Source organism: Pseudomonas sp. PAGU 2196 (assembly GCF_022179005.1).
Taxonomy (GTDB): domain Bacteria; phylum Pseudomonadota; class Gammaproteobacteria; order Pseudomonadales; family Pseudomonadaceae; genus Aquipseudomonas; species Aquipseudomonas kermanshahensis.
This window is the reverse complement of sequence record NZ_BNTL01000011.1, coordinates 537,773-563,088: the sequence shown is the minus strand read 5'-3', so window position 1 is coordinate 563,088 and position 25,316 is coordinate 537,773. Positions and strand designations below refer to the sequence as shown.

At 62.4% G+C, this 25,316-nt stretch carries 23 protein-coding genes and 1 pseudogene; 14 read left to right on the top strand and 10 right to left on the bottom strand.

What is annotated here, in order from left to right; all coding sequences use genetic code 11:
• Window positions 1-10 precede the first annotated feature (10 nt).
• Both MFF34_RS12825 and araD1 read right to left on the bottom strand, forming a co-directional pair.
• The gene (locus MFF34_RS12825) at window positions 11-1,327 is read right to left on the bottom strand and encodes an MFS transporter (RefSeq protein WP_374707395.1); all 1,317 of its coding nucleotides are present in this window, start codon (window positions 1,325-1,327) and stop codon (window positions 11-13) included.
• A gap of 64 nt (window positions 1,328-1,391) precedes the next feature.
• On the bottom strand, window positions 1,392-2,390 hold the full coding sequence (gene araD1 / locus MFF34_RS12820; RefSeq protein WP_085272838.1) for an AraD1 family protein: 999 nt from the start codon (window positions 2,388-2,390) through the stop codon (window positions 1,392-1,394).
• Between the two features lie 107 nt (window positions 2,391-2,497).
• On the opposite strand from araD1, the gene MFF34_RS12815 reads away from it, so the two are divergent.
• Window positions 2,498-3,415, top strand: a complete 918-nt coding sequence (locus tag MFF34_RS12815; protein WP_027593216.1) for a LysR family transcriptional regulator — start codon at window positions 2,498-2,500, stop codon at window positions 3,413-3,415.
• A 53-nt stretch (window positions 3,416-3,468) separates the two neighbouring features.
• Here the strand turns inward: MFF34_RS12815 and MFF34_RS12810 are convergent, their stop codons facing one another.
• The gene (locus MFF34_RS12810; protein WP_238214327.1) at window positions 3,469-4,299 is read right to left on the bottom strand and encodes an NAD(P)-dependent oxidoreductase; all 831 of its coding nucleotides are present in this window, start codon (window positions 4,297-4,299) and stop codon (window positions 3,469-3,471) included.
• 84 nt (window positions 4,300-4,383) lie between these two features.
• Complete coding sequence (locus tag MFF34_RS12805) at window positions 4,384-5,109, bottom strand: oligogalacturonate-specific porin KdgM family protein (RefSeq protein WP_027593218.1); 726 nt, start codon at window positions 5,107-5,109, stop codon at window positions 4,384-4,386.
• A gap of 360 nt (window positions 5,110-5,469) precedes the next feature.
• Here MFF34_RS12805 and MFF34_RS12800 point away from each other — a divergent pair, with 360 nt between their 5' ends.
• From MFF34_RS12800 to MFF34_RS12765, 8 genes are all read left to right on the top strand, one after another.
• Window positions 5,470-6,624 (top strand): mandelate racemase family protein, encoded by a 1,155-nt coding sequence (locus tag MFF34_RS12800; protein WP_238214325.1) that lies wholly within the window; start codon window positions 5,470-5,472, stop codon window positions 6,622-6,624.
• 69 nt (window positions 6,625-6,693) lie between these two features.
• Window positions 6,694-8,304: an ABC transporter substrate-binding protein gene (locus MFF34_RS12795; protein WP_238214321.1), complete on the top strand. Its 1,611-nt coding sequence runs from the start codon at window positions 6,694-6,696 to the stop codon at window positions 8,302-8,304.
• 66 nt (window positions 8,305-8,370) lie between these two features.
• Window positions 8,371-9,408: an ABC transporter permease gene (locus tag MFF34_RS12790; RefSeq protein ID WP_027593221.1), complete on the top strand. Its 1,038-nt coding sequence runs from the start codon at window positions 8,371-8,373 to the stop codon at window positions 9,406-9,408.
• 54 nt (window positions 9,409-9,462) lie between these two features.
• Window positions 9,463-11,073 carry an ABC transporter substrate-binding protein gene (locus tag MFF34_RS12785; protein ID WP_027593222.1) on the top strand — a complete coding sequence of 537 codons (1,611 nt, stop codon included), beginning with the start codon at window positions 9,463-9,465 and terminating at the stop codon, window positions 11,071-11,073.
• Window positions 11,074-11,135: 62 nt separating this feature from the next.
• Window positions 11,136-12,053: an ABC transporter permease gene (locus tag MFF34_RS12780; RefSeq protein WP_033694009.1), complete on the top strand. Its 918-nt coding sequence runs from the start codon at window positions 11,136-11,138 to the stop codon at window positions 12,051-12,053.
• An 11-nt stretch (window positions 12,054-12,064) separates the two neighbouring features.
• Window positions 12,065-12,904, top strand: a complete 840-nt coding sequence (locus MFF34_RS12775; RefSeq protein ID WP_099429354.1) for an ABC transporter ATP-binding protein — start codon at window positions 12,065-12,067, stop codon at window positions 12,902-12,904.
• A gap of 10 nt (window positions 12,905-12,914) precedes the next feature.
• The gene (locus MFF34_RS12770) at window positions 12,915-13,688 is read left to right on the top strand and encodes an ABC transporter ATP-binding protein (protein WP_027593225.1); all 774 of its coding nucleotides are present in this window, start codon (window positions 12,915-12,917) and stop codon (window positions 13,686-13,688) included.
• Between the two features lie 143 nt (window positions 13,689-13,831).
• The gene (locus MFF34_RS12765; protein WP_238214320.1) at window positions 13,832-15,643 is read left to right on the top strand and encodes a glycosyl hydrolase family 28 protein; all 1,812 of its coding nucleotides are present in this window, start codon (window positions 13,832-13,834) and stop codon (window positions 15,641-15,643) included.
• Here the strand turns inward: MFF34_RS12765 and MFF34_RS12760 are convergent.
• Window positions 15,631-16,374, bottom strand: a complete 744-nt coding sequence (locus MFF34_RS12760) for a FadR/GntR family transcriptional regulator (RefSeq protein WP_099429352.1) — start codon at window positions 16,372-16,374, stop codon at window positions 15,631-15,633. The two genes, MFF34_RS12765 and MFF34_RS12760, sit on opposite strands and share 13 nt — an antisense overlap.
• Before the next feature lie 97 nt (window positions 16,375-16,471).
• On the opposite strand from MFF34_RS12760, the gene MFF34_RS12755 reads away from it, so the two are divergent.
• Together MFF34_RS12755 and MFF34_RS12750 are read left to right on the top strand one after the other, a co-directional pair.
• Window positions 16,472-17,173, top strand: coding sequence for a FadR/GntR family transcriptional regulator (locus MFF34_RS12755; RefSeq protein ID WP_238214319.1), 702 nt, complete (start codon window positions 16,472-16,474; stop codon window positions 17,171-17,173).
• Between the two features lie 64 nt (window positions 17,174-17,237).
• Window positions 17,238-17,699 carry a phosphotransferase system, HPr-related protein gene (locus MFF34_RS12750; RefSeq protein ID WP_238214318.1) on the top strand — a complete coding sequence of 154 codons (462 nt, stop codon included), beginning with the start codon at window positions 17,238-17,240 and terminating at the stop codon, window positions 17,697-17,699.
• A gap of 149 nt (window positions 17,700-17,848) precedes the next feature.
• Here MFF34_RS12750 and MFF34_RS12745 read toward each other — a convergent pair whose 3' ends face one another.
• The 4 genes from MFF34_RS12745 to MFF34_RS12730 are packed head-to-tail and all read right to left on the bottom strand — an operon-like array spanning window position 17,849 to window position 21,694.
• Window positions 17,849-18,796 (bottom strand): lysylphosphatidylglycerol synthase domain-containing protein, encoded by a 948-nt coding sequence (locus MFF34_RS12745; RefSeq protein WP_238214317.1) that lies wholly within the window; start codon window positions 18,794-18,796, stop codon window positions 17,849-17,851.
• On the bottom strand, window positions 18,796-19,998 hold the full coding sequence (clsB, locus tag MFF34_RS12740) for a cardiolipin synthase ClsB (RefSeq protein WP_238214316.1): 1,203 nt from the start codon (window positions 19,996-19,998) through the stop codon (window positions 18,796-18,798). The genes MFF34_RS12745 and clsB overlap by 1 nt, the downstream gene beginning before the upstream one ends.
• A complete protein-coding gene (locus MFF34_RS12735) occupies window positions 19,995-20,780 on the bottom strand; it encodes an endonuclease/exonuclease/phosphatase family protein (protein WP_027593232.1) in 786 nt (261 codons plus the stop codon). The genes clsB and MFF34_RS12735 overlap by 4 nt, the downstream gene beginning before the upstream one ends.
• Entirely contained in the window at window positions 20,777-21,694 is a 918-nt protein-coding gene (locus MFF34_RS12730) for a DUF72 domain-containing protein (RefSeq protein WP_238214315.1), read from the bottom strand. The genes MFF34_RS12735 and MFF34_RS12730 overlap by 4 nt, the downstream gene beginning before the upstream one ends.
• A gap of 215 nt (window positions 21,695-21,909) precedes the next feature.
• On the opposite strand from MFF34_RS12730, the gene MFF34_RS12725 reads away from it, so the two are divergent.
• The 3 genes and pseudogenes from MFF34_RS12725 (at window position 21,910) to MFF34_RS12715 (ending at window position 23,170) form a co-directional block, all read left to right on the top strand.
• The gene (locus MFF34_RS12725; protein WP_027593234.1) at window positions 21,910-22,461 is read left to right on the top strand and encodes an ATP-dependent Clp protease proteolytic subunit; all 552 of its coding nucleotides are present in this window, start codon (window positions 21,910-21,912) and stop codon (window positions 22,459-22,461) included.
• 193 nt (window positions 22,462-22,654) lie between these two features.
• Window positions 22,655-22,810 (top strand): annotated as a pseudogene (locus tag MFF34_RS12720) (general stress protein); the annotation flags it as partial.
• A 90-nt stretch (window positions 22,811-22,900) separates the two neighbouring features.
• Window positions 22,901-23,170, top strand: coding sequence for a DUF6555 family protein (locus MFF34_RS12715; RefSeq protein ID WP_027593236.1), 270 nt, complete (start codon window positions 22,901-22,903; stop codon window positions 23,168-23,170).
• A gap of 54 nt (window positions 23,171-23,224) precedes the next feature.
• Here MFF34_RS12715 and paaZ read toward each other — a convergent pair whose 3' ends face one another.
• The gene (gene paaZ, locus MFF34_RS12710) at window positions 23,225-25,279 is read right to left on the bottom strand and encodes a phenylacetic acid degradation bifunctional protein PaaZ (protein ID WP_238214314.1); all 2,055 of its coding nucleotides are present in this window, start codon (window positions 25,277-25,279) and stop codon (window positions 23,225-23,227) included.
• Window positions 25,280-25,316: the final 37 nt, after the last annotated feature.

The following is a 25,316-nucleotide window of genomic DNA, read 5'->3' as shown; positions in this document are numbered from 1 at the left end:
GGCGCGTGGCTCAGGCCAGCCCGCGCTCGCGATAGTCGATCAGGCCAGAGAACAGCATCAGGCCGAAGGCCATGACCACGAAGAAGATCAGGGCCAAGAAGTACGAACCGGTGAACTGCACGATCAGGCCGATCAGGATCGGTACCAGCACGCCGACCATGTTGCCGCAGAAGTTCATGCTGCCGCCCAGAACGCCGGCTTTGGATTTACCGCCGAGAATGGCCGGCAGGCACCAGTACATGCCGCACCAGCGGATGAAGAACAGCGCCACGCACAGCAGGGCGATCACCCGTGCAGCATCGGGGGTGTAGGCCACCAGCAAGATGCACAGCGCGGCGACGGCAGCGGAGCCTGCGAACATGCTGCGCATGACCGTGTTCGGCTGGCCGCCATTGGCTTTCCACTTGTCCGAGATCCAGCCGCCCACCAGCTCGCCGACAAAACCGCACATGAAGATCAGGAAGGTCGCGCCACCCATGGCCTTGATGTCCAGGTTGTGGGCTTGGTGCAGGTAGCTTGGCATCCAGGTCAGCAGGCCATAGAACACGCTGTTATAGCAGGCGTAGCCGGCGAACATGCACAGCACCGAGCGGCTTTTCAGCAGCTCTTTGAGTACCGCCTTGCGGTTGCCGTTGGCCTGGGTCGCGGCGTCGTTGGCTTGGGTGATGTAGGCCAGTTCGGCGGCGTTGACCTGCGGGTGTTCGCTGGGGTGGTTGCGGATGTACCACCAGGCCCAGATGCCTGCAGCCACGGTGCCGACACCGGCGATGATGAAGGCGATGCGCCAGGAGTCGAACCAGGTGATCAACCCGGCGATGATGATCGCGCCAAACGCTGTGCCCAGCGGCGCGCCGCCGTCGACCAGGGTGGCGCCGCGGCCACGTTCGTTGGGGGTCAACCAAGCGCCGTTGAGTTTGGCGCCCGCCGGCATGATAGGCGACTCGGCCACGCCCAGGCCAATGCGGGTGACCAGCAGGGTGATCCAATTGTGGGCAAAGCCGCCCAGCGCCTGGAAGGCGCCCCAGCCGATGGTGGCGACACCAATGATGTTGCGCACCTGGAAGCGGTCGAGCAGCACACCGGCCGGGATCTGCATCAGGGCATAGGACCAGAAGAACGCGCTGAGGATCAACCCTTCAAGTGCTGGGGTGAGTTCGAACTCGGCAGAAATCAAGGGCAGGGCCACCGACAGCGACGCCCGGTCGATGTAGTTGATCGCTGCCAGCAACAGCAGGATCAGGAAGATCCGCCAGCGCACGGTGGTCGGCTTGGCGGTGTCTGTGCTGGCCGTGGCGGCTGTGGCCGCCGGGTAAAGGGTGTGTTTCATGCTCATCTCACTGTTGTGATTGTTATGAAATGCCGCGGCGGCGCGGCCCTGCGCCGCCGTCGGTTCAGAGCGTCTTCACCTCGCCAGGTGAGATGGCCGAAGGCGTCCCGGCAATGCCATTGCACAAGGGGGCGCCGAAATCAGGCAGGCTGATCTCGAACACATCACCCTCGGCGGGCTTGATCTGATCGGCGAACGACAAGGTCGCCGTGCCGAAGAAGTGCACGTGCACATCGCCTGGGCGCAGGAACTGGGCGTACTTGAAGTGGTGATACTCCAGGTTGTCCAGCGAGTGGCACATGTTGTCCTCACCGCTGAGGAAGGCCTTTTCCCAGATCACCTGGTCGCCGCGACGAATCCGGCTGATGCCATCGAGGTGGCGCGGCAGCTCACCGACCCGCAGTTCAGGGCCAAAGGCGCAACTGCGCAATTTGGAGTGAGCCAGGTACAGGTAGTTGCGTCGTTCCATCACATGGTCGGAAAACTCGTTGCCGATGGCAAAACCCAGGCGGTAGGGCTGGCCATCATCGCCGATCACATACAGGCCGGCCAGCTCGGGCTCTTCACCGGCATCTTCGGCAAAGGCCGGGCGCTGCAAGGCCTGGCCAGGGCGGACCACAATGGAGCCGTCGCCCTTGTAGAACCACTCCGGTTGTACGCCCGCGGTGCCCGGTGCAGGGCGGCCGCCTTCGATGCCCCACTGGAAGATCCGCGCGGTGTCGGTCAGCGCCGCCGCATCGTCGATTTTTTGCTGGTGCATCTTGTCGCGGGTGGCAGCACTGCCCAGGTGGGTCAGGCCGGTGCCGCTGATCAGGCAATGGGCTGGGTCTTCGTGGTCCAGCGGGGGCAGTACGCGGCAGTCGCTCAGGGCCTGGCGGTAACTGTGTTGCGTGCTGTCCAGGCCGCGTTCGAGCACTTCTGCGGCCAGGCTGGTGTGGTTGCGGATCGCGGCCAAGGCCAGCTCACGCATGGAGTGGGTATCACGCACGACCTGGATCAGGTCGCCTTCGACCACGCCGACGTGGCGTTGGCCGGGTGCGGTTTCAAATTGGATCAGGCGCATGCGGGTTCCTGTGTTGTTCTTGTTGAAGATGCAGGTCACTTTAATTTTCCCCGCCGTTGCTGCCTAATGAGACCTGCTGACCCCGTGATAACTTTAAGTGATCCCCTATGCTGCCACCCCTGAGTTCCATGGCCTCGCGCCTTCGCCTGCGCCAGTTGCGGTTATTGATCAGCCTGGATGAGCTGGGCTCGATTCATAAAGCGGCCGAGGCCATGTCGATCACCCAACCGGGGGCGACAAAAGCCCTCAACGAGATTGAATCGACCCTGGGCGCGGTGCTGTTCGAGCGCACCAGCAAGGGCCTCGAGGCCAATGACCTGGGCCGTTGCGTGCTGCGCTACGCGCGCCTGATCAGTAACGACCTGGCACACCTGCGTGAAGAGATGCTGGGTATTCTGCAGGGCCATGGGGGGCGTTTGTCGGTCGGCACGATCATGGGGGCGGTGCCGATATTGGTGGAGGGGTTGGCGCGCTTGCGTGAAAGCCAGCCAGACCTGTCGGTGTCGGTAGTTGAGGACACCAGCGACCGCCTGCTCAACCTGCTCGACCAGGGCCGCCTGGACGTGGTGATCTGCCGGACCAGTGTCAGCCCGCGGCCCGCCGCCTACGACAGTGTGCCGAAACACCAGGAGCAATTGGTGCTGGTAGCCAACCCTGCACACGCCCTGGCCGGCAGCGAGACCTTGAGCCTTGCGCAGCTGGCCAGTTCACGTTGGGTGGTATTCCCGGTCAACATGCCCATGCGCCTGACGTTGGAGCGCGAATTCCGCGAAGCGGGCCTGAGCTTTCCGCAATACCCGATTGAAACGTCATCGACCTTCACTACTTTGTCGATGCTGCTGCAGGACCCGGGCTTGCTCGCTGTGATGCCGTGGGATGTGGCCAAGGTCGCACTGGACCATGGCATGCTGGTGCGCCTGCCGCTGCAGCTCAAGTCGCGCAGCGAGCCGTACGAAGTGGTCACGCGCAAGGGCGTGGAGTTGAGCCGGCCTGCGCAGATGCTGGTGAGCATTCTAATGGCATGAGCCCGCTGCACCGCTCGGGTGCAAGGGGCTTTAAAGGGTGGCAGAGCGCGGGGTCAGTCGCCGAATGGGCCAGCGACGGTGAAGGCGCCACCTTGCAGGTGCGCGCTGGCATCGTCAGTGGCAGGTTTTGGCTGTTGCTCGAGTTTTGCGCGAAAGCGCTCCGAGCTGTCCTGCGGATTGAAGCCCAGGTGCGCCGCGTAGCGGTTGTCCCACCACAGCTCGCGGTTGGCCGACACGCCATACACCACGGTGTGGCCAACGTTTTCAGCGAGCAAAGCCCGTTCTACCAGGTGTGAAAGGTCTGCATAGCTCAGCCAGGTCGAGAGCATGCGCATGTTGCGCGGTTCTGGGAATGACGAGCCGATGCGCAGGCTCACGGTCTCGATGCCGTAACGGTGGAAATAGAAGGTGGCGAGGTCTTCACCGTACGATTTCGACAACCCGTAATAACAGTCTGGGCGACGCACAGACTGCGCATCCACCTGCTCGTCTTGCGGATAAAACCCAGTGACGTGGTTGGAGCTGGCGAACACCACCCGTGGGATCCCGTGCTTGCGTGCGGCTTCATAGATATGAAAAGTGCCGCGGATATTGGCGTCGAGAATTTCTTCGAACGCACGCTCCGTGGAAATCCCACCCAAGTGGACGATGGCATCCACGCCTTGGGCAAGCGCCAGTACACCGGCCTTGTCCGCAAGGTTGCAACTGATCACTTCTTCATGGGCGCCCGCTGCGGGCGCCATCGCACTGATATCGGAAGCCCGTACAACGTTGGCGTGCGCCTGCAGGGCTTCGCGCAGGATCTGCCCGAGACCGCCGGCGGCGCCGGTCAGCAGCAGGCGGTTGAACGGTTTGCCCTGGGGGGGCGAGGAGGGTGTGGTCATGGCGAGCGCCTTGGCGTGAGAGGTGGTTGGGGGGTAGTTGGGCGACAACGCCGGGCCACCTGGCAGGCACCCGGCAGCGCGGCATTACATGAAGTTGTACTGGATGCCCAGGCGCCAGCGGGCCTGGCGGTCGTCGGTGTAGGCGTTGACCTTGATGTCACCCACTTCCATGAACGGCGCCCACTGCTTGTTGAGCTTGTACTTGACGATCAGGTTCTGCTCGTAGTCGCTCTTCTTGTTGTCGTAGCGGATGTAGTCGGTGTCGAAATAAATGTACTGGTACTCGAAGGCCCACGGCCCTTTCGGGGTGTAGCCGAGCCAGCCTTCGAGCCGAGTGGTGTTCTGGTTGTCCTTGGCGCGGTCTGCCTTGGAGTGGTCGATCTGGTCGCGGTCGAGGTTGCGCGCGTCGTGCCGCACACGGGTGGCGACGTACCAGGTGTCGCTGATCTTGTAGTTGTACTTCAAGCCGAACTTGTAGGTGGTGGCGTCCTTGGAGCTGTCCATCTGGAACGCGGGAGTGAGGGTCGACTTGGGACTCAGCTTGTAGTTGTAGTCCACGGTGAACTCATGGCCGTTGTTGACCATGTTGTCGTACGCCACGTCCTCGCGGTCGCCGGCGGTCTTGTACTTGATCTCGGCGGCGAAGCCCAGGCCAGTGTCCATCCGGTAGTTCAGCTTGATCCGGTCGGAATGGATGCTGTCGTCTTCGGTGTAGCCGTGGCGGTAGTTGATGCTGGCCGAGTCTGCGCAGGCATAAAACGACAGGCCGAGTGTACTGACAGCAATGAGATTGCGGAGTGTGGTGTTCATTCGATCTTCTTTTCTTGTTTTTGTTGAGGTCGTTTTGAAGCGGGTGGTCACGATCGGATGCGGTAAGGGGCAGGGCGCCGCGATCAGATGCGGCAAAGTTATCGTACAACATTTAGGTTGTCTACGATTTCTTCAGTGGTTGTCGGATGACCTTTCCGTTAGCCTTTGAAATGCCTGATATAGAGGCTTTAGTGCAACCATTGGAATGCGATAGGCATCCCAAAAGAGGTAAAAAAGCAGACGTCAAAGCCATTTTTGAAAGTTTTTAAGGGGTGCTTTTCAAAAGTTGTATGATGACGTAGGATGACCTCCAGAGCGTGACTCACCCGCCACAAATCCAATAAGAAGGCTCAGACGTCCATGATCATCACTGCTGTAAACGTCCAGGTTTTTTCCTACCCCACGCGCCGCGCTGTCGACAGCGCCGGCCATGCCCACCCCGGTGACGTAACCCAGGCCAAGATGGCGCTGCTGCGCATCACCACCGAATGCGGTAACGAAGGCTATGCACTGGGTGCCCCTGAACTGATCCGCCCCTACGTGCTCGACGGTTTCGTGCGCAAGGTACTGGTCGGCGCAAACGCCTTCGACCGCGAGAAGATCTGGCACGACCTCGCCCACTGGCAGCGCGGCAGTGCCAGCCAGTTGACCGATCGCGCCCTGGCGTTGGTCGAGCAGGCCTTGTGGGACTGGGCCGGGCGCAAGCTCAATGTGCCGGTGCACAAGTTGATTGGTGGCTACCGCGACAAAGTGCCTGCGTATGGCTCGACCATGTGTGGCGACGAGCTTGAAGGTGGCCTGTCGACCCCTGAGGAATACGGGCGCTTTGCCGAAACCCTGGTCAAGCGCGGCTATAAAGCGATCAAGCTGCACACCTGGATGCCGCCTGTGTCGTTCGCGCCCAGCGTGAGCATGGATATCAAGGCCTGCGCCGCGGTGCGCGAGGCAGTCGGCCCGGACATCGCCCTGATGATCGACGGCTACCACTGGTACAGCCGCACCGACGCCCTGACCATCGGCCGTGCCCTGGAAAAGCTCGACTTCGCCTGGTTCGAAGAGCCGATGATGGAAGACTCCGCCGAATCCTATGCCTGGCTGTCCAGCCAGTTGGACATCCCGGTACTGGGCCCGGAAAGCCTGGGTGGCAAGCACCTGAGCCGGGCCAGCTGGGTCAAGAACGATGTGTGTGACATCCTGCGTGCTGGGGTTGCCGGGGTCGGTGGCATCGCCCCATGCCTGAAGGTGGCGCACATGGCCGAGTCATTTGGCATGGATTGCGAGATCCACGGCAACGGCGCAGCCAACCTGGCCGTGGTCGGGGCGATCAAGAACTGCACCTGGTACGAGCGCGGCCTGCTGCACCCGTTCCTCGAATACGACGAGGTACCGGCCTACCTCAAGCGCCTGGTCGACCCGATGGACAAGGATGGCTTCGTGCACCTGTCGGACCTGCCGGGCCTGGGTGAAGAGATCGATTTCGACTACGTCGAGACCCACACGCTGCAACGCTACTGATTCGTGCATGGCGGCACGCGCCCTCGCGTGCCGCCCGAGAGTCCAATAACTATAAAAAGGCAATCTCACATGAGCGTTCTCCCCACATTCTGGGCAGGGGTCCTTGCTGCATCGCTGGCAATGACCTCGGTACCTGCTGCTTTCGCCAAGACGCCGGCCGACCAGTTGATCGTCGGCATGAGCATGATCAACCTGTTGTCCCTCGACCCAGCCGGTGCCACCGGGCTGGACGTTTCCGAGGTCAACGCCAACCTGTACGACATGCTGCTGGTGCAGGACGCGCAGCAACCGGACCAACTGGTGCCGGCGCTGGCGCAAAGCTGGCAGGTCAGCGATGACCGCAAGACCCTCACCTTCAAGTTGCGCGAAGGCGTGAAGTTCCAGTCCGGCAACGCGTTCAGCGCCGAGGACGTCGCCTGGTCACTGCAGCGCATCCTCAAGCTCAACCTGGCCCTGGCCTCGACCTGGAAGGCCTACGGCTTCACGGCGGGCAACGTCGCCCAGTACATGCGTGCCAGCGATGAGCACACCTTTGTCCTCGAACTGCCGCGGCCGACCGACCCGCTATTGGTGCTGAACACCCTGGCGACCTCGCCCAGCGCGTTCATCCTCGACCGCAAGGTCGTTCAGCAGCACCAGAAGGGCGACGACATGGGCGCCGCCTGGCTGACCACCCATGCCGCTGGCAGCGGCCCGTTCATCCTCAACGACTGGCGTGCCAACGACGTGATCCTGATGAGCCATTTCGACGGCTATTGGGGTGGCCCGGCCAAGCTCAAGCGCATTGTCATGCGCAACATGACCGAATCGCAGTCGTTGCGGCTGATGGTGGAGCGCGGCGACCTGGACCTGGCCAAGGGCATGTCCGCCCCGGACATCGAAGCGCTGGAGAAGTCCGACAACGTGCGCACCGAGACCGTGCAGCGCGGCACGCTCTACTACGTGGCGCTGAGCGTCAAACAAAAACCCTACGACGACGCCCGCGTGCGCAAGGCCGTGCGTTCGCTGATCGACTACCAGGGCATCAACCAGACCGTCATGCCGCATTACGGCCAGCTCAATCAGCGCCCGCTGCCACTAGGCCTGCCGGCACGCCTGGACGACCCTGGCTATAGCCTGAACGTGGCCGAAGCGAAAAAACTGCTGGCAGAAGCCGGTTACCCCAATGGTTTCAAGACCACCATCCGCGTGCTCACCGAGCCCCCGTTCATCAACATTGCCTCCAGCCTGCAGGCCACCCTGGCCCAGGCCGGCATCCAGGCCACCATCGTCACCGGCACCGGCAACCAGATCTACGGCGCCATGCGCGAACGCAGTTTCGACATCCTGGTGGGCCGCGGCGGCGGCGGTGCCGAGCGGCATCCGCATTCCAGTTTGCGCACCCTGGTGTACAACCCGGACAACCGTGACGAAGCCAAGCTGAGCAACTTCCAGGGCTGGCGCACGTCGTTCTACAGCCCTGAGTTGAACACCCTCATCGAACAGGCCGAAGTCGAACCGGACAAGGCGCGGCAGTTGGCCCAGTACCAGCAGATCCAGACGTCCCTGGACGCCCAGGTGGGCGCGATTCTGCCGGTGTCGCAGATGACCGACACCGTGGTGCTGTACCACGACGTGCAGAACTATCAGGCCCACAGCGCGGCCACCACCCGTTACAAAGACGTCTACAAGTCGCGATGAGCGGGACGGGGGCGCCCGCGCCCCTAACGCCTCGGTGTTTGCTGAACGCTTTTTCAGGAGCCTGTTATGTTGCTTTCGACTGCCTCTGTGCTGGGCACGCGCGTGTCTGCCACTGCCCGACGGGCCAGCACGGTCCTGGTGACCTTGCTCGGCCTGTTGGCGCTGACGTTCTTCATTGGTCGGGTGATGCCGCTGGACCCGGTGCTGGCCGTGGTCGGGCCGGACGCCGACAGCTCCACCTATGATCAGGTCTACCAGGCGATGGGCCTGGACAAGCCGATCTGGACCCAGTTCGGGCTGTACCTCAACGATTTGCTGCACGGTGATTTTGGCAATGCGCTGCTCACCGGCCACCCGGTGCTGGAAGACATCAAGCGGGTGTTCCCGGCGACCATCGAGCTGGCCACGCTGGCGATCCTGTTCGGCATCCTCATCGGCCTGCCGCTGGGTGTGGTTGCCGCCAGCAACCAGGGCAAGCTGGGCGACCATGTGGCCCGGGTGATCACTTTGTTCGGTTACTCCACGCCGATTTTCTGGGTGGGCATGATGGGCCTACTGGTGTTCTACGCCTGGCTCGGCTGGGCGGGCGGGGCAGGGCGTATCGACCTCGCCTACGACGGCATGGTCCCGGACGTGACCGGCCTGCTGCTGATCGACACCGCCCTGGCGCGTGACTGGGAGGCGTTCAGCAGTGCCTTGCGCCACATCATCTTGCCGGGGCTGATCCTGGGCTTGAACTCGGTGGCCTATATCAGCCGCATGACGCGCAGCTTCATGCTCGAGCAGTTGTCGCAGGAATACATCATCACGGCGCGGGTCAAGGGCCTGTCGCGGCGCCAGGTGGTGTGGGGTCATGCGTTTCGCAACATCCTCGTGCAACTGCTGACCGTGGTGGCGCTGGCCTACGGCTCGCTGCTCGAAGGCGCGGTGCTGATCGAGACGGTGTTCGCCTGGCCGGGCTTTGGCCAATACCTCACCAGCAGCCTGATGCTCGGTGACATGAACGCAGTGATGGGCTGCGTGCTGGTGATCGGCCTGATTTTCGTTGCCCTCAACCTGATCAGCGATGCCCTGTACAAGGTGTTCGACCCAAGGACCCGCTAAGCCCCCAAGGGCTGCGTGAACACATTGCATAACTATAAAAAGAAGGACGCCCACATGAAGACTGCACTTCCCCCGCTGCACATGAGCCTGCTGGGTGCAATCCTGGCCCTGGCGCCGATGGCCGCCGTGCAGGCCAAGACCCCTGCCGACCAGTTGATCGTCGGCATGAGCATGGTCAACCTGTTTTCCATCGACCCGGCCAATGCGCCGGGCCTGGATGCCTCCGGGGTCAACGCCAACCTGTACGACACCTTGGTCAAGCGCGACCAGGGCAACCCGGAAAAACACCTGCCACAGCTGGCCGAACGCTGGGACATCAGCGAAGACGGCAAGCAGATCACCTTCCATTTGCGCAACGACGTCAAATTCCATTCCGGCAACCCGCTGACCGCCGAGGACGTGGCCTGGTCGCTGTACCGGGTGATGAAGCTCAACTTCGGCCTGGCCACCACCTGGAAGGCCTACGGCTACAACGTCGACAACATCCAGGCGCTGATCCGCGCCACCGATGCGCAAACCCTGGTGGTCGACTTGCCACAACCGACCGACCCGTTGCTGTTGATCGACTCGCTGGCGACTTCGCCCAGTGCGGTCATCGTCGACCGCCTCGAAGTGCTGAAGCACGAGAAAAACGGCGACCTCGGCGCCGCCTGGCTAGTCACCCATGAAGCGGGTAGCGGCCCGTTCACGCTGGCCAAGTGGAGTGCCAACGATGCGTTGGTGATGAACCGTTTTGACGGCTACTGGGCTGGCCCGGCGAAAATGAAGCGGGTGCTGGTGCGGCACATGACCGAGTCGCAATCGCTGCGCCTGATGCTCGAACGCGGTGACCTGGACCTCGCCTACGGCATGGCCGCACCGGATATCAAAGCCGTCGAGCGCTCTGACCAGTTGCAGGTGCAGCCCTTGCAGCGCGGCACCATGTACTACGTGGCGATGAGCATGAAGCAGCCTGAGTTCGCCAACCCGAAGGTACGTGAAGCCGTGCGTTACCTGATTGATTACAAAGGCATCGACGAACAGGTCATGCCGCATTACGGCATGCTCAACCAGCAGCCGATGCAACTGGGCCTGGACGCGCGCCTGCCAGACCCTGGCTACCGGCTCGACGTGGCCAAAGCCAAGGCGTTGCTGAGCGAAGCCGGCTACCCGCAAGGCTTCAGCACCACCCTGCGGACGCTGTCCGAACCGCCCTTCATCGACATTGCCGCGCGCATGCAATCGACCCTGGCCGAAGGCGGCATCAAGGCCAGCATCGTCACCGGCACCGGCAACCAGGTGTACGGCGCCATGCGTGCGCGCAACTTCGAAATGATCGTGGCCCGTGGGGCCGAACGCTACCCGCACCCGTACTTCAGCCTGCGCACCTTCGTCTACAACCCCGACAACAGTGATGCCGCCGGGCTGCCCAACTTCCAGGGCTGGCGCGCGTCGTTCTTCGACCAACAGCTGAATGCGCTGATCGACCAGGCTGGGGTCGAGCGTGACGCCGGCAAGCGCCTGAACCTGTACCACCAGGCACAGCAGCGTTACGACCAACAGGTCGGCCCGATCATGATGATCTCGCAGATGACCGACACCGCCGTCAGTGCAGTGGACGTCAAGGGCTTCACCGGCGATGACGCCGAGGCGACCCGTTACCTGGGCGTCTACAAGCAACGCTGAACACTGCCGAGGGCGTCTGCGGGCGCCCCAGGTGGCCATGATTTCACATCGAGAACATGCCGATGATTGCCAACCTGTCTTCTACCGTTTCAAGCGACAAGCCGCAGGCCGACAACACACCTGCGTCCAGTGTCGATGCGCTGTACAAAAGCAGCCTGCGGGTGCTGCGCCACCTGCTGCGCAACCCGATGACCCTGGCTGGCCTGCTGGTGGCCTTGCTGCTGGTGGTGGTCGCCGCCTTCGCGCCGTGGATCGCCACCCATGACCCGGTCGTGCAAAACCTCGCCAACGCCCTGCAGGCACCCGGTGCCGCGCACTGGTTCGGCACCGACGAGTACGGCCGCGACATCTTCAGCCGGCTGGTGTATGGCTCACGTATCACCCTGTACATCATTACCCTGGTGACCGTGATCGTCGGCCCGATCGGGTTGTTCATCGGCACGGTGTCGGGGTATTTCGGTGGCGTCGTCGACACCGTGTTCATGCGCATCACCGATATCTTCATCTCGTTCCCAAGCCTGGTGCTGGCGCTGGCGTTCATCGCTGCGCTCGGCCCTGGCCTGGAGCATGCCGTGGTCGCCATCGCGCTGACCTCATGGCCGCCGATCGCTCGCCTGGCGCGGGCCGAAACGCTGTCGCTGCGCAAGGCTGACTTCGTCGTTGCGGTCGAGCTGCAGGGCGCGTCGTCGACGCGGATCATCCTGCGCCACATTGTGCCGATGTGCCTGTCGTCAGTGATCATCCGCCTGACCATGAACATGGCCGGCATCATCCTCACCGCGGCTGCATTGGGCTTTCTTGGCCTGGGCGCGCAGGCGCCGTTGCCGGAGTGGGGCGCGATGATCTCCACCGGCCGACGCTACATGCTCGAATGCTGGTGGCTGGTGGCTGTACCGGGGGCCGCGATCATGCTGGTGAGCCTGGCGTTCAACCTGTTGGGCGATGGCCTGCGGGACATTCTCGACCCGCGTAGCGAGTAACTGGAGGCTTTATGTCGACGCTCAAACTCACTGTCGATTCGCTCAATGTGCGCTTCGTCAATGGCAAGAAAGAAATGCACGCGGTACGCGATGTGTCGTTCACCTTGGGCCGCGAGAAGCTCGCCATCGTTGGCGAGTCCGGTTCGGGCAAGTCCACCGTCGGGCGCAGCCTGCTCAAGCTGCACCCCAATAGCACGCAGATCACTGCCAAGGCCCTGCAGTTCGGCGATGTCGACTTGCTCAGTGCCAGCGAAAAGGCCATGCAGAAGATTCGCGGCCAGCGCATTTCGATGATCATGCAAGACCCCAAGTACTCGCTCAACCCGGTGGTCAAGGTGGGCGATCAGATTGCCGAGGCCTACCTGGCGCACCACAAGGCCAGCCGCAGCGAGGCCCGCGAACGGGTCTTGCTGATGCTGGAAAAGGTCCATATCCGTGACCCCAAGCGGGTCTACAACCTGTACCCGCATGAAGTCAGCGGCGGCATGGGCCAGCGCATCATGATCGCCATGATGGTCATCACCAACCCGGAGGTGATCATCGCGGATGAGCCGACCTCGGCGTTGGATGTGTCGGTACGCCAGCAGGTGCTCAATGTGCTCGAAGAACTGGTGGTGGAACAGCAGATGGGGCTGATTTTCGTCAGCCACGACCTCAACTTGGTGCGCAACTACTGCGACCGGGTGCTGGTGATGTATGCCGGGCGGGTGGTCGAGTCGCTGGCCGCCTGCGACCTGCAATATGCCGAACACCCCTATACCCGTGGCCTGCTGGCGGCCTTGCCGAGCATGGACAACCGCCGCCCACGCCTGCCGGTCCTGCAACGCGACCCGCTGTGGCTCACCTGCTGAGGGAACTGACATGAGCATGATCCAAGCACAATCGCTGAACCTGAGTTTTGGTGTGGGCGCCGCCTGCAACCAGGTGCTGCACGATGTCGACCTGACGGTCGAAGACGGCGAGTCGTTCGGCCTGGTAGGCGAGTCGGGCTCGGGCAAGACCACGGTCTTGCGCTGCCTGGCTGGGCAGTACCGGCACTGGAGCGGGGCGCTGAGCATTGCCGGCGTCCCGCTGCAGCACAAGCTGCCCAAGGAGCACTTTCGCAAGGTGCAGATGGTGTTCCAGGACCCTTACGGTTCGCTGCACCCGCGGCACACCATCGACACCGCGTTGCGCGAGCCATTGACCATTCATGGCCTGGGCGAGCGCGATGACCGCATCAACGACATCCTGGTCAAGGTCGGCTTGAACGACAGCTTCCGTTACCGCTACCCGCACCAGCTGTCAGGCGGGCAACGCCAGCGCGTGGCGATTGCCCGGGCGCTGATTCTCGAACCCCGGGTGTTGCTGCTGGACGAGCCGACGTCGGCGCTCGATGTGTCGGTGCAGGCAGAGATTCTCAACCTGCTGGCGGACCTGCGTCAGCGCGAGAAACTCACCTACCTGATGGTGACCCACGACCTGGGTGTGGTCAGCCATTTGTGCGACAAGGTCGCGGTGATGCAACAGGGGCGGATTGTCGAGCGCCTGGACAGCCAAGCCTTGAGCCAGGACCTGGCCAGCCACGACTACACCCGCATGCTGGTGCAGGCCAGCCGCGATTTCAGTGCTGAATCAGTACGTAACGTCAGCTGATACACGCTTTGTGTAGGAGCAGCCTTGCGCTGCGAAGAGGCCGGTATTAGCCACCGCTTTTCTTTGGCTGGGATGGCCTCTTCGCAGCACAAGGCTGCTCCTGCAACGACTGTGCATAGCGCTATAACAAGGAAGATAACCCCATGCCGCATGCAAACACCGCGACCACCCGATCACTGCTGACTGTCCTGGCACTCGGCTTCAGTTCACCCCTTTGGGCACTCGAAGCACCGAGCAAAGTGCTGGTCCCGACGCTGGCCTACGACGACCAGCAGATAATCCTGGTCTGGGAGAAACCCGCCGACCTTGCCGACATCGCCGATTACCACGTCTACGCCAATGGCAAGCTGCTCGGTGGCAGCAACGCCAACAACGGGCACGTGTCCCCGGCCAAACCCTATATCGACCGCTTCTACGAGCAGGACACGCGCAATTTCCACCACCGTATCGCCATCCACAGCTACACCGCAGTTGGCCTGGCCCCCGACACTGAATACCGCTTCACCGTGCGTTCGGTGGACCACGCCGGCAAGGAATCGGCCGACAGCCCGGTAATCGTCCAACGTACTACCGCCGTGCCGGCACTGTTCGACGTGCGCCACTATGGCGCCAAGGGCGACGGCCAGACCCTCGATACCGCCGCCATCCAGAAGGCCATCGACGCCTGTACCGTCGGCTGCAAAGTGCTGCTGCCAGCAGGTACCTACAAAAGCGGCTCGCTGTACCTCAAAAGCAACATGACCCTGGAAATCGCCGAGGGCGCGACCCTGCTCGGGTCCGAGCGCGCCGAAGACTACCCCCGCGATGGCTATATCCAGTACCCGTACTCCACCACCGTACGCCCGGCCTCGCTGATCAACGCCTTGCCGCGTGACCCGCGTGCGCACCAGGCATTCGAGAACATACGCATCGTCGGCAAGGGGGTCATTGATGGCAATGGCTGGAAGCGCAACGCCGACATCGTCGATGAACGTGGCCAACCGCTGCCGTTCTACCTGCCGAGCGACAACACCCGCTACCTGCAGGACGGCGTGCTGGCCAAGGCCCAGGTCGCTCGCGCCGTGGCCGAAGGCATGAACGTCAAGGACGCCTATGGCCAAATGCGCTCGTCGCTGGTCACCTTGCGCAACGTCAAGAACGTGTTCTACGGCGGCTTCACGGTGCTCAACCCGGCTTATCACGGCATCATGAACCTGGAGACCGAGAACGTGGTGCTGGCCAACACCACGCACAAGACCTACGACGCCAACAACGGCGATGGCATCGAATTCGCCAACAGCCGCGGCGCATTGGTGTTCAACAACTTCTTCGATACCGGCGATGACTGCGTCAACTTCGCAGCCGGCACCGGCGCCGATGCGGTCAAGCAAAAGCCCCAAGAAGACGCGTGGATCTTCAACAACTACTTCCGCAAGGGCCACGGCATGGTCGTGGCCGGCAGCCACACGGGGGCGTGGATCCAGAACATCCTGGCCGAAGATAACGTTTCTGACGGCACCGATACCGGCTTACGCATGAAGAGCACCAACTTCATGGGCGGTGGCGCGCGTAACGTGGTGTTCCGCGATTCGGCGATGCGCAATACGGTCAAGCAGGCGTTCATCTTCACCCTCGACTACAACGACCCGAACGCCAAGCTGGACTACAAGAAGTCGACCATCGCCGGCCAGTTCCGCGATGTGCGGGTTAGCAATGTCACGGTCGAGAATGCCCAACTGGCGGCTATCGAGGTCAAGGGCGACAGCCTGCACGGCGCTTATCACCAAGGCCTGTCCTTCGAGCGCGTGCGTTTCAGCGGGCCGGCCAAGGCCAAGATCGATGGCTTGAAGGGCTCACGGTTCGACACGGTCCACTTCAGCGAAACCGGCAGCGCCAACCCGTGGCAGGTCAGTGCCAGCGACGGGTTGGTCTTCGAGGATGTGCAACCGGCGCCTGAAGCGGCTCACTCGCTGTAGACCGCCTGGTGTTTCTGCGCCTCGCGCAGGCGCATGCGGCTATTGCTCAAATGCAGGAACATGGCCGCACGCGCCGCATCGACCTGCTTGCTGACGATGGCGTCGAAGATTTGCTGGTGTTCGGCGTTGATCCCCGCCAGGTAGGTGCTGCGGTTGCTCTGCCCGGTATAGGCGGAGTTCATCCGGGTGCGTGGGATCAGCTTGGTGCCCAGGTGTTTCATGATGTCGATGAGGTAGGGGTTGCCGGCCGCTTTGGCGATCTTCAGGTGGAACTGGAAGTCGGCGTTGGTGGTACTGCCCGACTTTTCCGGGCCTTGCAGCAACGCGTGCAATGCTTGTTCCAGCTCGTCGATGGCCTGCGGCGTGGCCCGTTCGGCGGCCATGCCTGCAGCCTGGACTTCCAGGCTTAGGCGGAACTCCAGCAGGTCGAGGACGTCTGACAACAGCACAATGGTGGCGGGCCCGACGTTGAAGCCTTCGGGTGCCGGCATGTCGAGGACGAAGGTGCCGACGCCATGCTGGGTCTCGACCAGGCCTGCCGCCTGCATGCGCGACAAGGCATCACGCACCACCGAGCGACTGACACTTTCGGCGGCCATGATCTGCGTTTCGGTAGGCAGTTTGTCGCCGCGTTTGAGGGTGCCGTCACGCATGCGTTGGGCAAAGCGTTCGACCAACGATTCGGCCAGGCGGCGAGGTTTGATTCGGGCAATAGCCGTGAGGTCAGACATCATCGTGCTCTTGTGAGATCAGCGGGCATTATAGTGCGTTTTGACGTAAAACTGCGGTTACAATCGTTCATCGTCTGGTTTTTGAATGGATCCTCTGATGGAGCGTGTCAACCCTGAACGACGTGTCAGCCTGGCCCAGCAACTGGTGCTTGAACTGTCGCGTAGCATACTGGCCGGCGAGCTACCGGCAGGCACCAAGTTGCCGACCGAACAAGCCTTTACCGAGGCGCGCAAGGTCAGCCGTACCGTGGTTCGCGAAGCGATGTCGCGGCTGCAGGCAGAGGGCCTGGTCGAGACCCGCCGAGGCATCGGCACGTTCGTGGTCGACACAACCCGGCCAGGCGACTTTCAGGACAGCCAGCACGAGAAGGGCAGCGCCCTCGATGCGGTGGCGCTCATCGAATTGCGCCTGAGCCTGGAGGTGGAGTGCGCCGCGCTTGCTGCGCAGCGTGCTACGTTAAGCCAGTTGCAGGCCATTGCCGACGCCCTGGGCGAAGCCAATGCCGTGGGGCCGTTGCACCAGGACAGCACGCGTATCGTATTCGAGTTTCACCTGCAAATTGCCCTGTGCACCGGCAACAGCTTCTTTATCGATGCCATGCGCCACCTGACCGATACCCTGATGCGTGGCCCGCAGAGCAACGTTACCCAACAGCAACGCGCACAACAGGTGCGTGAGCGCGAGCAGATTCATGCTGCACTTGCGCACCAGGACGCCGATGCCGCCCGGGCAGCGATGCGGCTGCACCTGACCAATGAACTGCACCGTGCGCAACAAGCGGCCCAGCCCCCGGCGTAAAAACTCTGAATTTTCCCGTGGTGGGCGCAGTCGACCGTGTATAGCCCACTGACGGAGTACGCACATGTCTCGCCCCGATGAACCCAAGCCTTACACACCTACCGAAATCGACGACACCGAAGACCGCATGGGCAGTGTCCATGAGCTGGACTTCAGTGACCGTCACGATGAACGCGAAGGGCGGGTGGGCGACGAACAACCTGCCCGTGAAGATGAGCACGAGTTTCCGCCACAGCGCGTCGCCGAAAGCGGCATGACGGGTGGCGAAGCGTTGAGCGACAGCCTGCACGAAGACAACGTCACTTATGACGACATGAGCCCGGATACCTTGCTGGACGAGACCGGTGCCCGCGACCCGTATGAGGACGGTGACGGCGAAGGGCCGGCAGACCAGTCGCTGCGGCAGGTCAATGCTAACGAGATTGGCGGTGGTTTTGGGCTGGATGAGGCTGAACTGGCGCGTTCGGCGCCATTGGACGGTGAGCCATGGACCGATGATGTGGTTGATGAGGAAGATAAGTCCTAATTGATCGGGGCCGCTGCGCGGCCCATCGCCGGCAAGCCAGCTCCTACAGGGAGCGAGATTCCTTGTAGGAGCTGGCTTGTCGGGGCGCCGAACCGCTGCGATGGGCTGCGCAGCAGCCCCAGTTTCCCGGGCCGAGGCCCTGTAGAGCGCTAGGCCGGATTATCACGCTGGCGCATCGCCTTGGCCCGTTTCTCCAGAATCAGGTACGTGATCACTGCCAGCAGCAGCGGCAGCAGGTAATACAGCGTGCGATACCCCAGCAACGCCGCTACCAGCGTGCCCTGTTGCATCTGGCCATGCAGCAATGCCAGAAACACCGTCTCAAGCACGCCGAGCCCGGCCGGGATGTGCGCAACCACGCCCGCTACGCAACTGATCAGCAGTATCCCGAGGATCGACGGGTAGAAGGCTTCCCCAGGCAGCAGCCAGAAGATCAGCAGGGCCATCAACGCCCAGTTGCTGGCGCCAAGGGCAACCTGGGCCAGCGCCAGACGCCAGCCAGGCAAGGTGACTTCGTGCTCACGCCATTGCCAGGTGCGTTTTTTCGCAAAGCCGCAGGCCAGCAAGTAGCCGATGGCGATTGCCAGCAAGCCAAAACCGATCAGTTGCAACCCCGTTGCCCCGACTGCCCAGCTGTCCGGCAGGTCTACCAGGCGCAGGGCGAATACCGTACCCGCCAACAACATGTAGCCCATCCAGTTGGTGAGTAAGCCAAGGGTCAGGATGCGGGTGATGGTCGCGGTATCCAGACCTAGCCGGCCGTACAGCCGATAACGCAACGCGACGCCGCCCACCCAGGTGGTGAAGTTGAGGTTGAACGCATAACAGACGAAAGCCACCGGCAACACCTGCCTGGCAGGCAGGTTGTGGCCTGTATAGGCACGCGCCAGCAGGTCGTAGCAGGCAAACGTCAGGTAGCTGAACAGCGCAACCGCCAACCCGATCGCCAAGGTGCCAGGCTTGTAGGCCAGCAGCGACTGGCGCACCTCGTTCCAGTCCAGGTTGCGCGCCAGCATGAACAGCAAGGCTGGAATCAACAAAAGGAAGAGCAAGGTGAACAGGCGCTTGGCCCAGATTTGCCAACGTTTACCCGCCATCACGTCTGGCCCTCATGCATATCGCCGTGGGCTTCCACCTCCGGCTGCACCGAGCGCAGGCGCTGGCGGTGCGCCGGGAACCAGCCGGCAATGCGCGGAAAGTGACGTATGGCGTGGAAGCACAGGAAAATCAGCGGCGCCCGCCACCAGTAACCGCGCACCATGCGTTCCAGGGTGACGGCCTTGCACTGTTCGCTGGCCAGCGACTGCAGGTGCTGGTGCAACTGTTGGTTGAAGCCGTGATCGCGGATGAACAGGTTGGCTTCAAGGTTCAACGACAGGCTCAAGGGGTCGAGATTGCTCGAGCCGACAGTGGCCCACTGGTCATCGACCAGCGCAACCTTGCCATGCAAAGGCCGGCGGCAGTATTCATGAATGTGCACACCGTCACGCAGCAGGTAGTTGTACAGCAACCGCGACAAGGCCCGCACCCAGCGCATGTCTGGCTGGCCTTGCAAGATCAAGGTCACGTCCACCCCACGCCGCGCCGCATTGCGCAGCTCCCGCAGCAACCGGTAACCCGGAAAGAAATAGGCATTGGCCACCACGATACGCTGCCGGGCAGCGCGGAAGGCTTGCAGGTACTGGGCTTCGATGGCTGTTCTGCGCTGGCCATTGTCGCGCTCGACCAGCAGGGCAGTGATAGCCCCGGTGGGCTCGGTGACAGGCCGCACCTCACTGGGTGGCTGCAGCACAGGGGACATCAGGCGACGGCTGGTGGCATGCACCTGCGCGACCACCGGGCCGGTAACCTCCACGGCATAGTCCTGCTTGGCCATGGGGCCGTAGTCGCCCAGGTGATCGGCACTGTAGTTGATACCGCCGATGAACGCGCGCTGCCCATCGATGACCACGATCTTGCGGTGCAGGCGGCGGAACAGGTTGGTGCGCATGCCCACCAGCCGGGGCTGTGGATCGAAGGCATGAAAGTTGACGCCGGCTTCGGTCATGGCCGAGATGAAGGTGTCGGGCAGGTCGGCAGTGCCGTAACCATCGACCGCCACTTCGACGCGCACGCCGCGCTGCGCGGCGTCTATCAACACCTGCTGCAACTGCTGGCCGACCTTGTCATCGAAGATGATGAACGTCTCCAGCAAAATTTCCTCCTGCGCCTGGGCCATCGCTTCAAACACGCGCGGGTAATACTCTTCGCCATTGATCAACAGCTGCACGCTGTTGCCCTCTAGCCAAGGTCGGTTCATAGGCTGATCTCCGCAGTGAGGGGGGCATGGTCGGAAAGGTGCGACCATGGGTATTTCGACAGCACCTGCGCCTTGCTCGGCATGGCATTGCGCAGGTAGATGCGGTCAAGCCGCAGCAGCGGCAAGCGCGCCGGAAAACTGCGCGCCGGGGTGCCGAAACGCTCGCCAAAGGCTTCGACCAGGTGTTCGGACAGCGCCACATCCGCTTTCAGGCGCCAGTCATTGAAATCGCCGGCAATGATCACCGGCGCATCGGGCGGCAAGCTGTCGAGCAGCTCCAGCAACAGGCGCACCTGGCGCTGGCGGTGTGATTCCCGCAGGCCCAAGTGCACGCACACTGCATGCACCTCTTTATGCCCAGGCACCTCCAGGCGGCAATGGAGCAGACCACGCTGCTCATTGCCGTCGATGGAAACATCCCGGTTGTCGAACTGGCTGATGGGGAATTTAGACAGCAAGGCATTGCCGTGGTCGCCATGGGGGTACACGGCGTTGCGGCCATAGGCGAACTGCGGCCACATGCTGTCGGCCAGAAACTCGTACTGCGGCGTTTCCGGCCAAGCTGCGTGGCGCTCGGCATGCTGCTGGTGGCTGCCGTGCACCTCCTGAAGAAACACCAAGTCGGCGCCGGTGGCGCGCACCGCATCGCGCAGCTCAGGCAGGATGAACCGCCGGTTGAAGGCGGTGAAGCCCTTGTGCACGTTGAGGGTCAGCACGGTCAGCCTTTGCACCGTGGTGACGTTGTCGATAATGCAGCGCGGTGTGGGCAAGGTCTTGTTCACAGCTCAACCTCCGGCTCGACACCGGGTTCGGTGAGCAGGTCATAGTCCAGCTTCAACTTCTCCAGAAGGCGCCGGGCATCATAGGGCGCATGGACCTTCTGGTCGTTGTCGAAGTAGCAGTAGATATCACGCGTGGCCCGCTTGGGCGGTGCGCCGGGTAGCACGGTGTGTGCGTCGTCTGCCTGGCTGCCTTGGCTCCAGCGCAGAATGCGCTGTTTCCAGCGGCGCAAGGCCTGCGCCGTGTAGCCACTGCTGTAGAGCTCGACATCACCGTGCAGGCGCATGTAGACGAAATCGGCCGTTACATCTTCGACATAGGGCCATTTCCCTGCACTGTCGGCCACGACCAGCGCCACGCGGTGTTTGCGCAACAACTTCACGAAGGCTTCGCAAAGAAAGCTCTCGTGGCGGATTTCCACGGCGTGGCGCAAGCGTGCGTTGCCTTTGATGTCAGTGCCGCCATTGCCCTTGAGCCGCTCGTCACACCCTTGTGCGCATTCGCGCGCCGCTTTTCGGTTACGCGGCAGCAGCGCCAGAAACCGCGCAAAGCGTGCTTCGTCGAACTTCATGTTGGGTGGGAACTGCCACAGAAACGGGCCCAGTTTGTCGCCCAGCAACAAAGGCCCGGAAGCAAAGAAATTGGCCACCGGCGCTTCGATGTCCTTGAGCCGCCGTACATGGGTGATGTAGCGCGGCCCCTTTACCGAGAATACAAAACCGTCCGGCGTTTCCTCACGCCACCCCCGATAACGTTCGGGCGTCTGCAGGCTATAGAACGAGCCATTGATCTCGATGCTGTTGACTGCCCGCGAGGCGAACGCGAGTTCACTGTCCTGGCGCAGCCCTTTGGGGTAGAAATCCTTGCGCCAAGGGCCATAGCGCCAACCTGATATACCAATACGGATCTCGCTCACGCTGCCTTCCTCATTGCCAGCTTTTTGAGAGGTCGCTCTGAAAGTGCGACTGATGCGCGGCCGTGAGGTTCAGCACGGTTGACCAACGGGGAATGCACGCAGAGTTGAACTTTGCCGCGGTTGGCGTCTCCACCGCATAGCGGGTGCAAAAGACGACTACACCCCATGACGGATTGGCCATTCACCGGCATGAACCGCCAACCCTGGAGGCAAACATGGCCAGACACATCATCCATTTCACCGGGCCGATCAACTCATCCACCTGCGGCAACCTGATCAACACCTGTTCGCGCGCCATGCAGCAGGGCGCACAGCTGCTGCAACTGAACATCGCGACCATGGGCGGGGAGTGCAGCTACGGGTTTACCTTGTACAACTTCCTGCGGGCGCTACCGATTCCGCTGCATACCCACAACCTGGGGACGGTGGAATCGATGGGCAACATCCTGTTTCTGGCGGGCGAGCATCGCACCGCCTGCGCGTTCAGCAAGTTCTTGTTTCACCCCTTCCATTGGACGCTTCACGGGTCGGTCGACCACGCCAGGATGGCCGAATACGCCATGAGCTTGGATTACGACCTGCGGCTGTACGCTCAAATCGTGGCAGAGCGAACCGAAGGCAGTGCAGAAGTGCTGGACGTGCCCCGTTACCTGATGGCCTACCCGCGGATACTGGGGCCCGAGGAGGCACTGGAGAGCGGGCTGATCCATGCCATCGACGAACTGCCGATCGAGTCTGATTCCACCCAGTGGAGCGTGCATGCCTAATGCCGCCACGCAAGCATTTGGCCTGAGGGCGTTTGGCGCCACCCGTCAGCTGTGTGCAATTCGATTGAGCATTGCCCGTGTTTGCTGGCTCGGAATCAAGGTACGGCCCAGCAGCCTTTCCATCGCAAGGAGATACCACATGGCGCGTGATCAAGAACGTACCAGCCAGCGCGGCGGCACCAAGGAAACCAACTCGGGCAATTTCGCCAACGACCGGGAAAAAGCCTCCCGGGCCGGGCACAAAGGCGGCAAGGTGTCGGGTGGCAACTTCGCCAATGACCGGGAACGCGCCGCTGAAGCCGGCCGCAAGGGTGGCCAGAACAGCCATGGCGGCGGACGGCGACCGTAGCGATTGATCTAGGTTGGCAAATTTTTTGAATTTTCTGGCACTGCCCAGATCAATCAAAAGGTCATCCATGGAGAAGAGGAGGCCCCTGCGATGCCTGGTCCACAGCTGTACATCATCGACTACCAACTGCATGGCCAACCGCGCAGTTTCATCATCCGCCTGGAACGGTTGGACAATGCCGAGGCCTGGCATTGGGCCAGCTGTGATGCGGGCATCGGCATCATTCCGAAATTCGGGCGGGAAAAGATCAAGAAAGTCAGCAGGCCGATGGCCGAGCGGTATGGGATTACCGCCGTGAGCTGGCGTATTTCCGGGAGCAAGCCCAATCAATCGGTGGGTGACCCGGCCGTGGTGGGTTGATGAATGAATGAGCGATGGGCTGCGAGGCAGCCCATCGTTTGGCAAGTTGGCTACTCAGTCAACCTTCTTCAATACCAAGGTCAGAATGTCATAGCTGGCCACCAGCTCACCCAGCTGGTTGGTAACCTCAACGTCCCACGCCACCACACCTTGCGGCTGCCCCAACGGGCTGGCCTTGCCCTGGTCGATCTTGCGCTTGCAGGTCAGGCGCGCCTGGATCGTATCGCCAATGCCTACCGGGTTGATGAAGCGCAGGGTATCCAGGCCGTAGTTGGCCAGCACCGGGCCGGCGCCAGGGGATACAAACAGGCCTGCCGCTGCCGACAGCACGAAGTAGCCATGGGCGATACGCTTGCCAAACTGCGATTCCTTGGCGGCGATCTCGTCGAAGTGCATGTAGAAGTGGTCACCCGACAAGCAGCCGAAGTTGACTAGGTCTGCCTCGGTCACCGTACGGCGGTGGGTTAACAGCGACTCGCCGATACGCAAGTCCTGGAAGTAGCGACGGAACGGGTGGACTTCGCTCTCGATCACTTCTGCGCCGCGCACGTACTCGCCCGTTACCGCCGTGAGCATGCTCGGTGAGCCTTGTACGGCCGCACGCTGCAGGTAGTGCTTGACCGCGCGCAGCCCGCCCAACTCTTCACCACCGCCCGCGCGGCCGGGGCCGCCATGCTTGAGTTGCGGCAGCGGCGAGCCATGCCCAGTGGACTCCAGCGCGGCTTCGCGGTCCAGCACCAGCAGGCGGCCGTGCCAGGCAGCCGCCACCGGGATGGCTTTGGCGGCAACGGCGCGGTCGGCAGTGACCAGGGTCGCCACCAGGCTGCCCTTGCCACGGGCAGCCAGGGCCAGGGCTTCGTCAAGGTCATCGTAGGCCATCAGCGTGCTGACCGGGCCGAACGCTTCGATATCGTGCGCACCACCTTCAGCATGCGGGTCGCGGGCCTGGAGCAGGGTCGGCGCAAAGAACGCGCCCTCGGCAACACCCTCACCACGCGGCGCGAAACCGTCGCTGGCGCCGAACAGCTGGTCGCAGCTCTGCAGCAGGCTGCGTACACGCTCGCCAACGTCGCGCTGCTGGTCATGCGAGGCCAGGGCGCCCATGCGCACGCCTTCCACTGAAGGGTCACCCACCACCACCTTGCTCAGGCGCTCGCGTAAGCGGGTAGCGACGGCATCGATATGCTTGGCCGGGACGATGGCGCGGCGGATGGCGGTGCATTTTTGCCCGGCCTTGGTGGTCATTTCGCGGACCACCTCCTTGATGTACAGGTCAAACTCTTCGCTGTCCGGGGTCACGTCCGGGCCGAGAATCGCGCAGTTCAGCGAATCCGCTTCGGCGGTGAACGGTACCGAGTTGCGGATCAGGTTCGGCGTCATGCGCAGTTTGGCGGCGGTATCGGCGGAGCCGGTAAAGGTCACTATATCCTGGCCCTGTAAGCGGTCGAGCAAGTCGCCGGTGCTGCCGATCACCAACTGCAAGCTGCCGTCGGGCAACAGGCCCGACGCGTTCATCAGGCGCACCACGGCTTCAGTCAGGTAGCTGGTCGAGGTAGCGGGCTTGACGATGCACGGCATGCCGGCCAGGAAGGTCGGGGCGAACTTCTCGAGCATGCCCCAGATCGGGAAGTTGAACGCGTTGATGTGCACGGCGACCCCGGCACGCGGCACCAGAATATGGCTGCCGGCAAAGTGGCCTTGCTTGCCCAGCGGTATTGCAGGGCCTTCGTGCACCAGGTTGCCGGAGGGCAGTTCGCGGCTGCCGATGCCGGCATAGGCGAACAGTGTGGCGTTACCGCCTTCGATGTCGATCCAGCTGTCGGCGCGGGTGGCGCCACTGTGGTGGGACAAGGCGTACAGCTGCTCTTTGCGCTCGGCCAGGTACAAGGCCAGGGCCTTGAGGCGGGCGGCGCGCTGTTGGAAGTCCATGGCCATGAGGGCGGCCAGGCCACGGGCGCGGGCGAAGTCCACGGCTTCGGCGAAATCCGGGCGCTCTTCATGGCTGTAGGCCAGAACGTGACCGTTCAAGGCGCTGCGCAGGGCCTGGGCGCCGTGCTGGCCGATCCAGCGACCGGCAATGAAGCTTTGCAGGGTTGGGGCGTCAGGCATGCTGTTCTCCATGCTGTTCTAATGGGGGAAGGGCGCT

Excerpts from the sequence above, each read along its gene's own strand:
- MFF34_RS12810 (WP_238214327.1), bottom strand. The coding sequence starts at position 4,299 with ATGACCACACCCTCCTCGCCCCCCCAGGGCAAACCGTTCAACCGCCTG.
- MFF34_RS12785 (WP_027593222.1), top strand. The coding sequence starts at position 9,463 with ATGAAGACTGCACTTCCCCCGCTGCACATGAGCCTGCTGGGTGCAATC.
- MFF34_RS12755 (WP_238214319.1), top strand. The coding sequence starts at position 16,472 with ATGGAGCGTGTCAACCCTGAACGACGTGTCAGCCTGGCCCAGCAACTG.
- MFF34_RS12765 (WP_238214320.1), top strand. The coding sequence starts at position 13,832 with ATGCCGCATGCAAACACCGCGACCACCCGATCACTGCTGACTGTCCTG.
- MFF34_RS12770 (WP_027593225.1), top strand. The coding sequence starts at position 12,915 with ATGAGCATGATCCAAGCACAATCGCTGAACCTGAGTTTTGGTGTGGGC.
- MFF34_RS12715 (WP_027593236.1), top strand. The coding sequence starts at position 22,901 with ATGCCTGGTCCACAGCTGTACATCATCGACTACCAACTGCATGGCCAA.
- MFF34_RS12795 (WP_238214321.1), top strand. The coding sequence starts at position 6,694 with ATGAGCGTTCTCCCCACATTCTGGGCAGGGGTCCTTGCTGCATCGCTG.
- araD1 (WP_085272838.1), bottom strand. The coding sequence starts at position 2,390 with ATGCGCCTGATCCAATTTGAAACCGCACCCGGCCAACGCCACGTCGGC.
- MFF34_RS12725 (WP_027593234.1), top strand. The coding sequence starts at position 21,910 with ATGGCCAGACACATCATCCATTTCACCGGGCCGATCAACTCATCCACC.
- MFF34_RS12800 (WP_238214325.1), top strand. The coding sequence starts at position 5,470 with ATGATCATCACTGCTGTAAACGTCCAGGTTTTTTCCTACCCCACGCGC.
- MFF34_RS12760 (WP_099429352.1), bottom strand. The coding sequence starts at position 16,374 with ATGTCTGACCTCACGGCTATTGCCCGAATCAAACCTCGCCGCCTGGCC.
- MFF34_RS12780 (WP_033694009.1), top strand. The coding sequence starts at position 11,136 with ATGATTGCCAACCTGTCTTCTACCGTTTCAAGCGACAAGCCGCAGGCC.
- MFF34_RS12745 (WP_238214317.1), bottom strand. The coding sequence starts at position 18,796 with ATGGCGGGTAAACGTTGGCAAATCTGGGCCAAGCGCCTGTTCACCTTG.
- clsB (WP_238214316.1), bottom strand. The coding sequence starts at position 19,998 with ATGAACCGACCTTGGCTAGAGGGCAACAGCGTGCAGCTGTTGATCAAT.
- MFF34_RS12825 (WP_374707395.1), bottom strand. The coding sequence starts at position 1,327 with ATGAAACACACCCTTTACCCGGCGGCCACAGCCGCCACGGCCAGCACA.
- MFF34_RS12775 (WP_099429354.1), top strand. The coding sequence starts at position 12,065 with ATGTCGACGCTCAAACTCACTGTCGATTCGCTCAATGTGCGCTTCGTC.
- MFF34_RS12815 (WP_027593216.1), top strand. The coding sequence starts at position 2,498 with ATGCTGCCACCCCTGAGTTCCATGGCCTCGCGCCTTCGCCTGCGCCAG.
- MFF34_RS12750 (WP_238214318.1), top strand. The coding sequence starts at position 17,238 with ATGTCTCGCCCCGATGAACCCAAGCCTTACACACCTACCGAAATCGAC.
- paaZ (WP_238214314.1), bottom strand. The coding sequence starts at position 25,279 with ATGCCTGACGCCCCAACCCTGCAAAGCTTCATTGCCGGTCGCTGGATC.
- MFF34_RS12790 (WP_027593221.1), top strand. The coding sequence starts at position 8,371 with ATGTTGCTTTCGACTGCCTCTGTGCTGGGCACGCGCGTGTCTGCCACT.
- MFF34_RS12805 (WP_027593218.1), bottom strand. The coding sequence starts at position 5,109 with ATGAACACCACACTCCGCAATCTCATTGCTGTCAGTACACTCGGCCTG.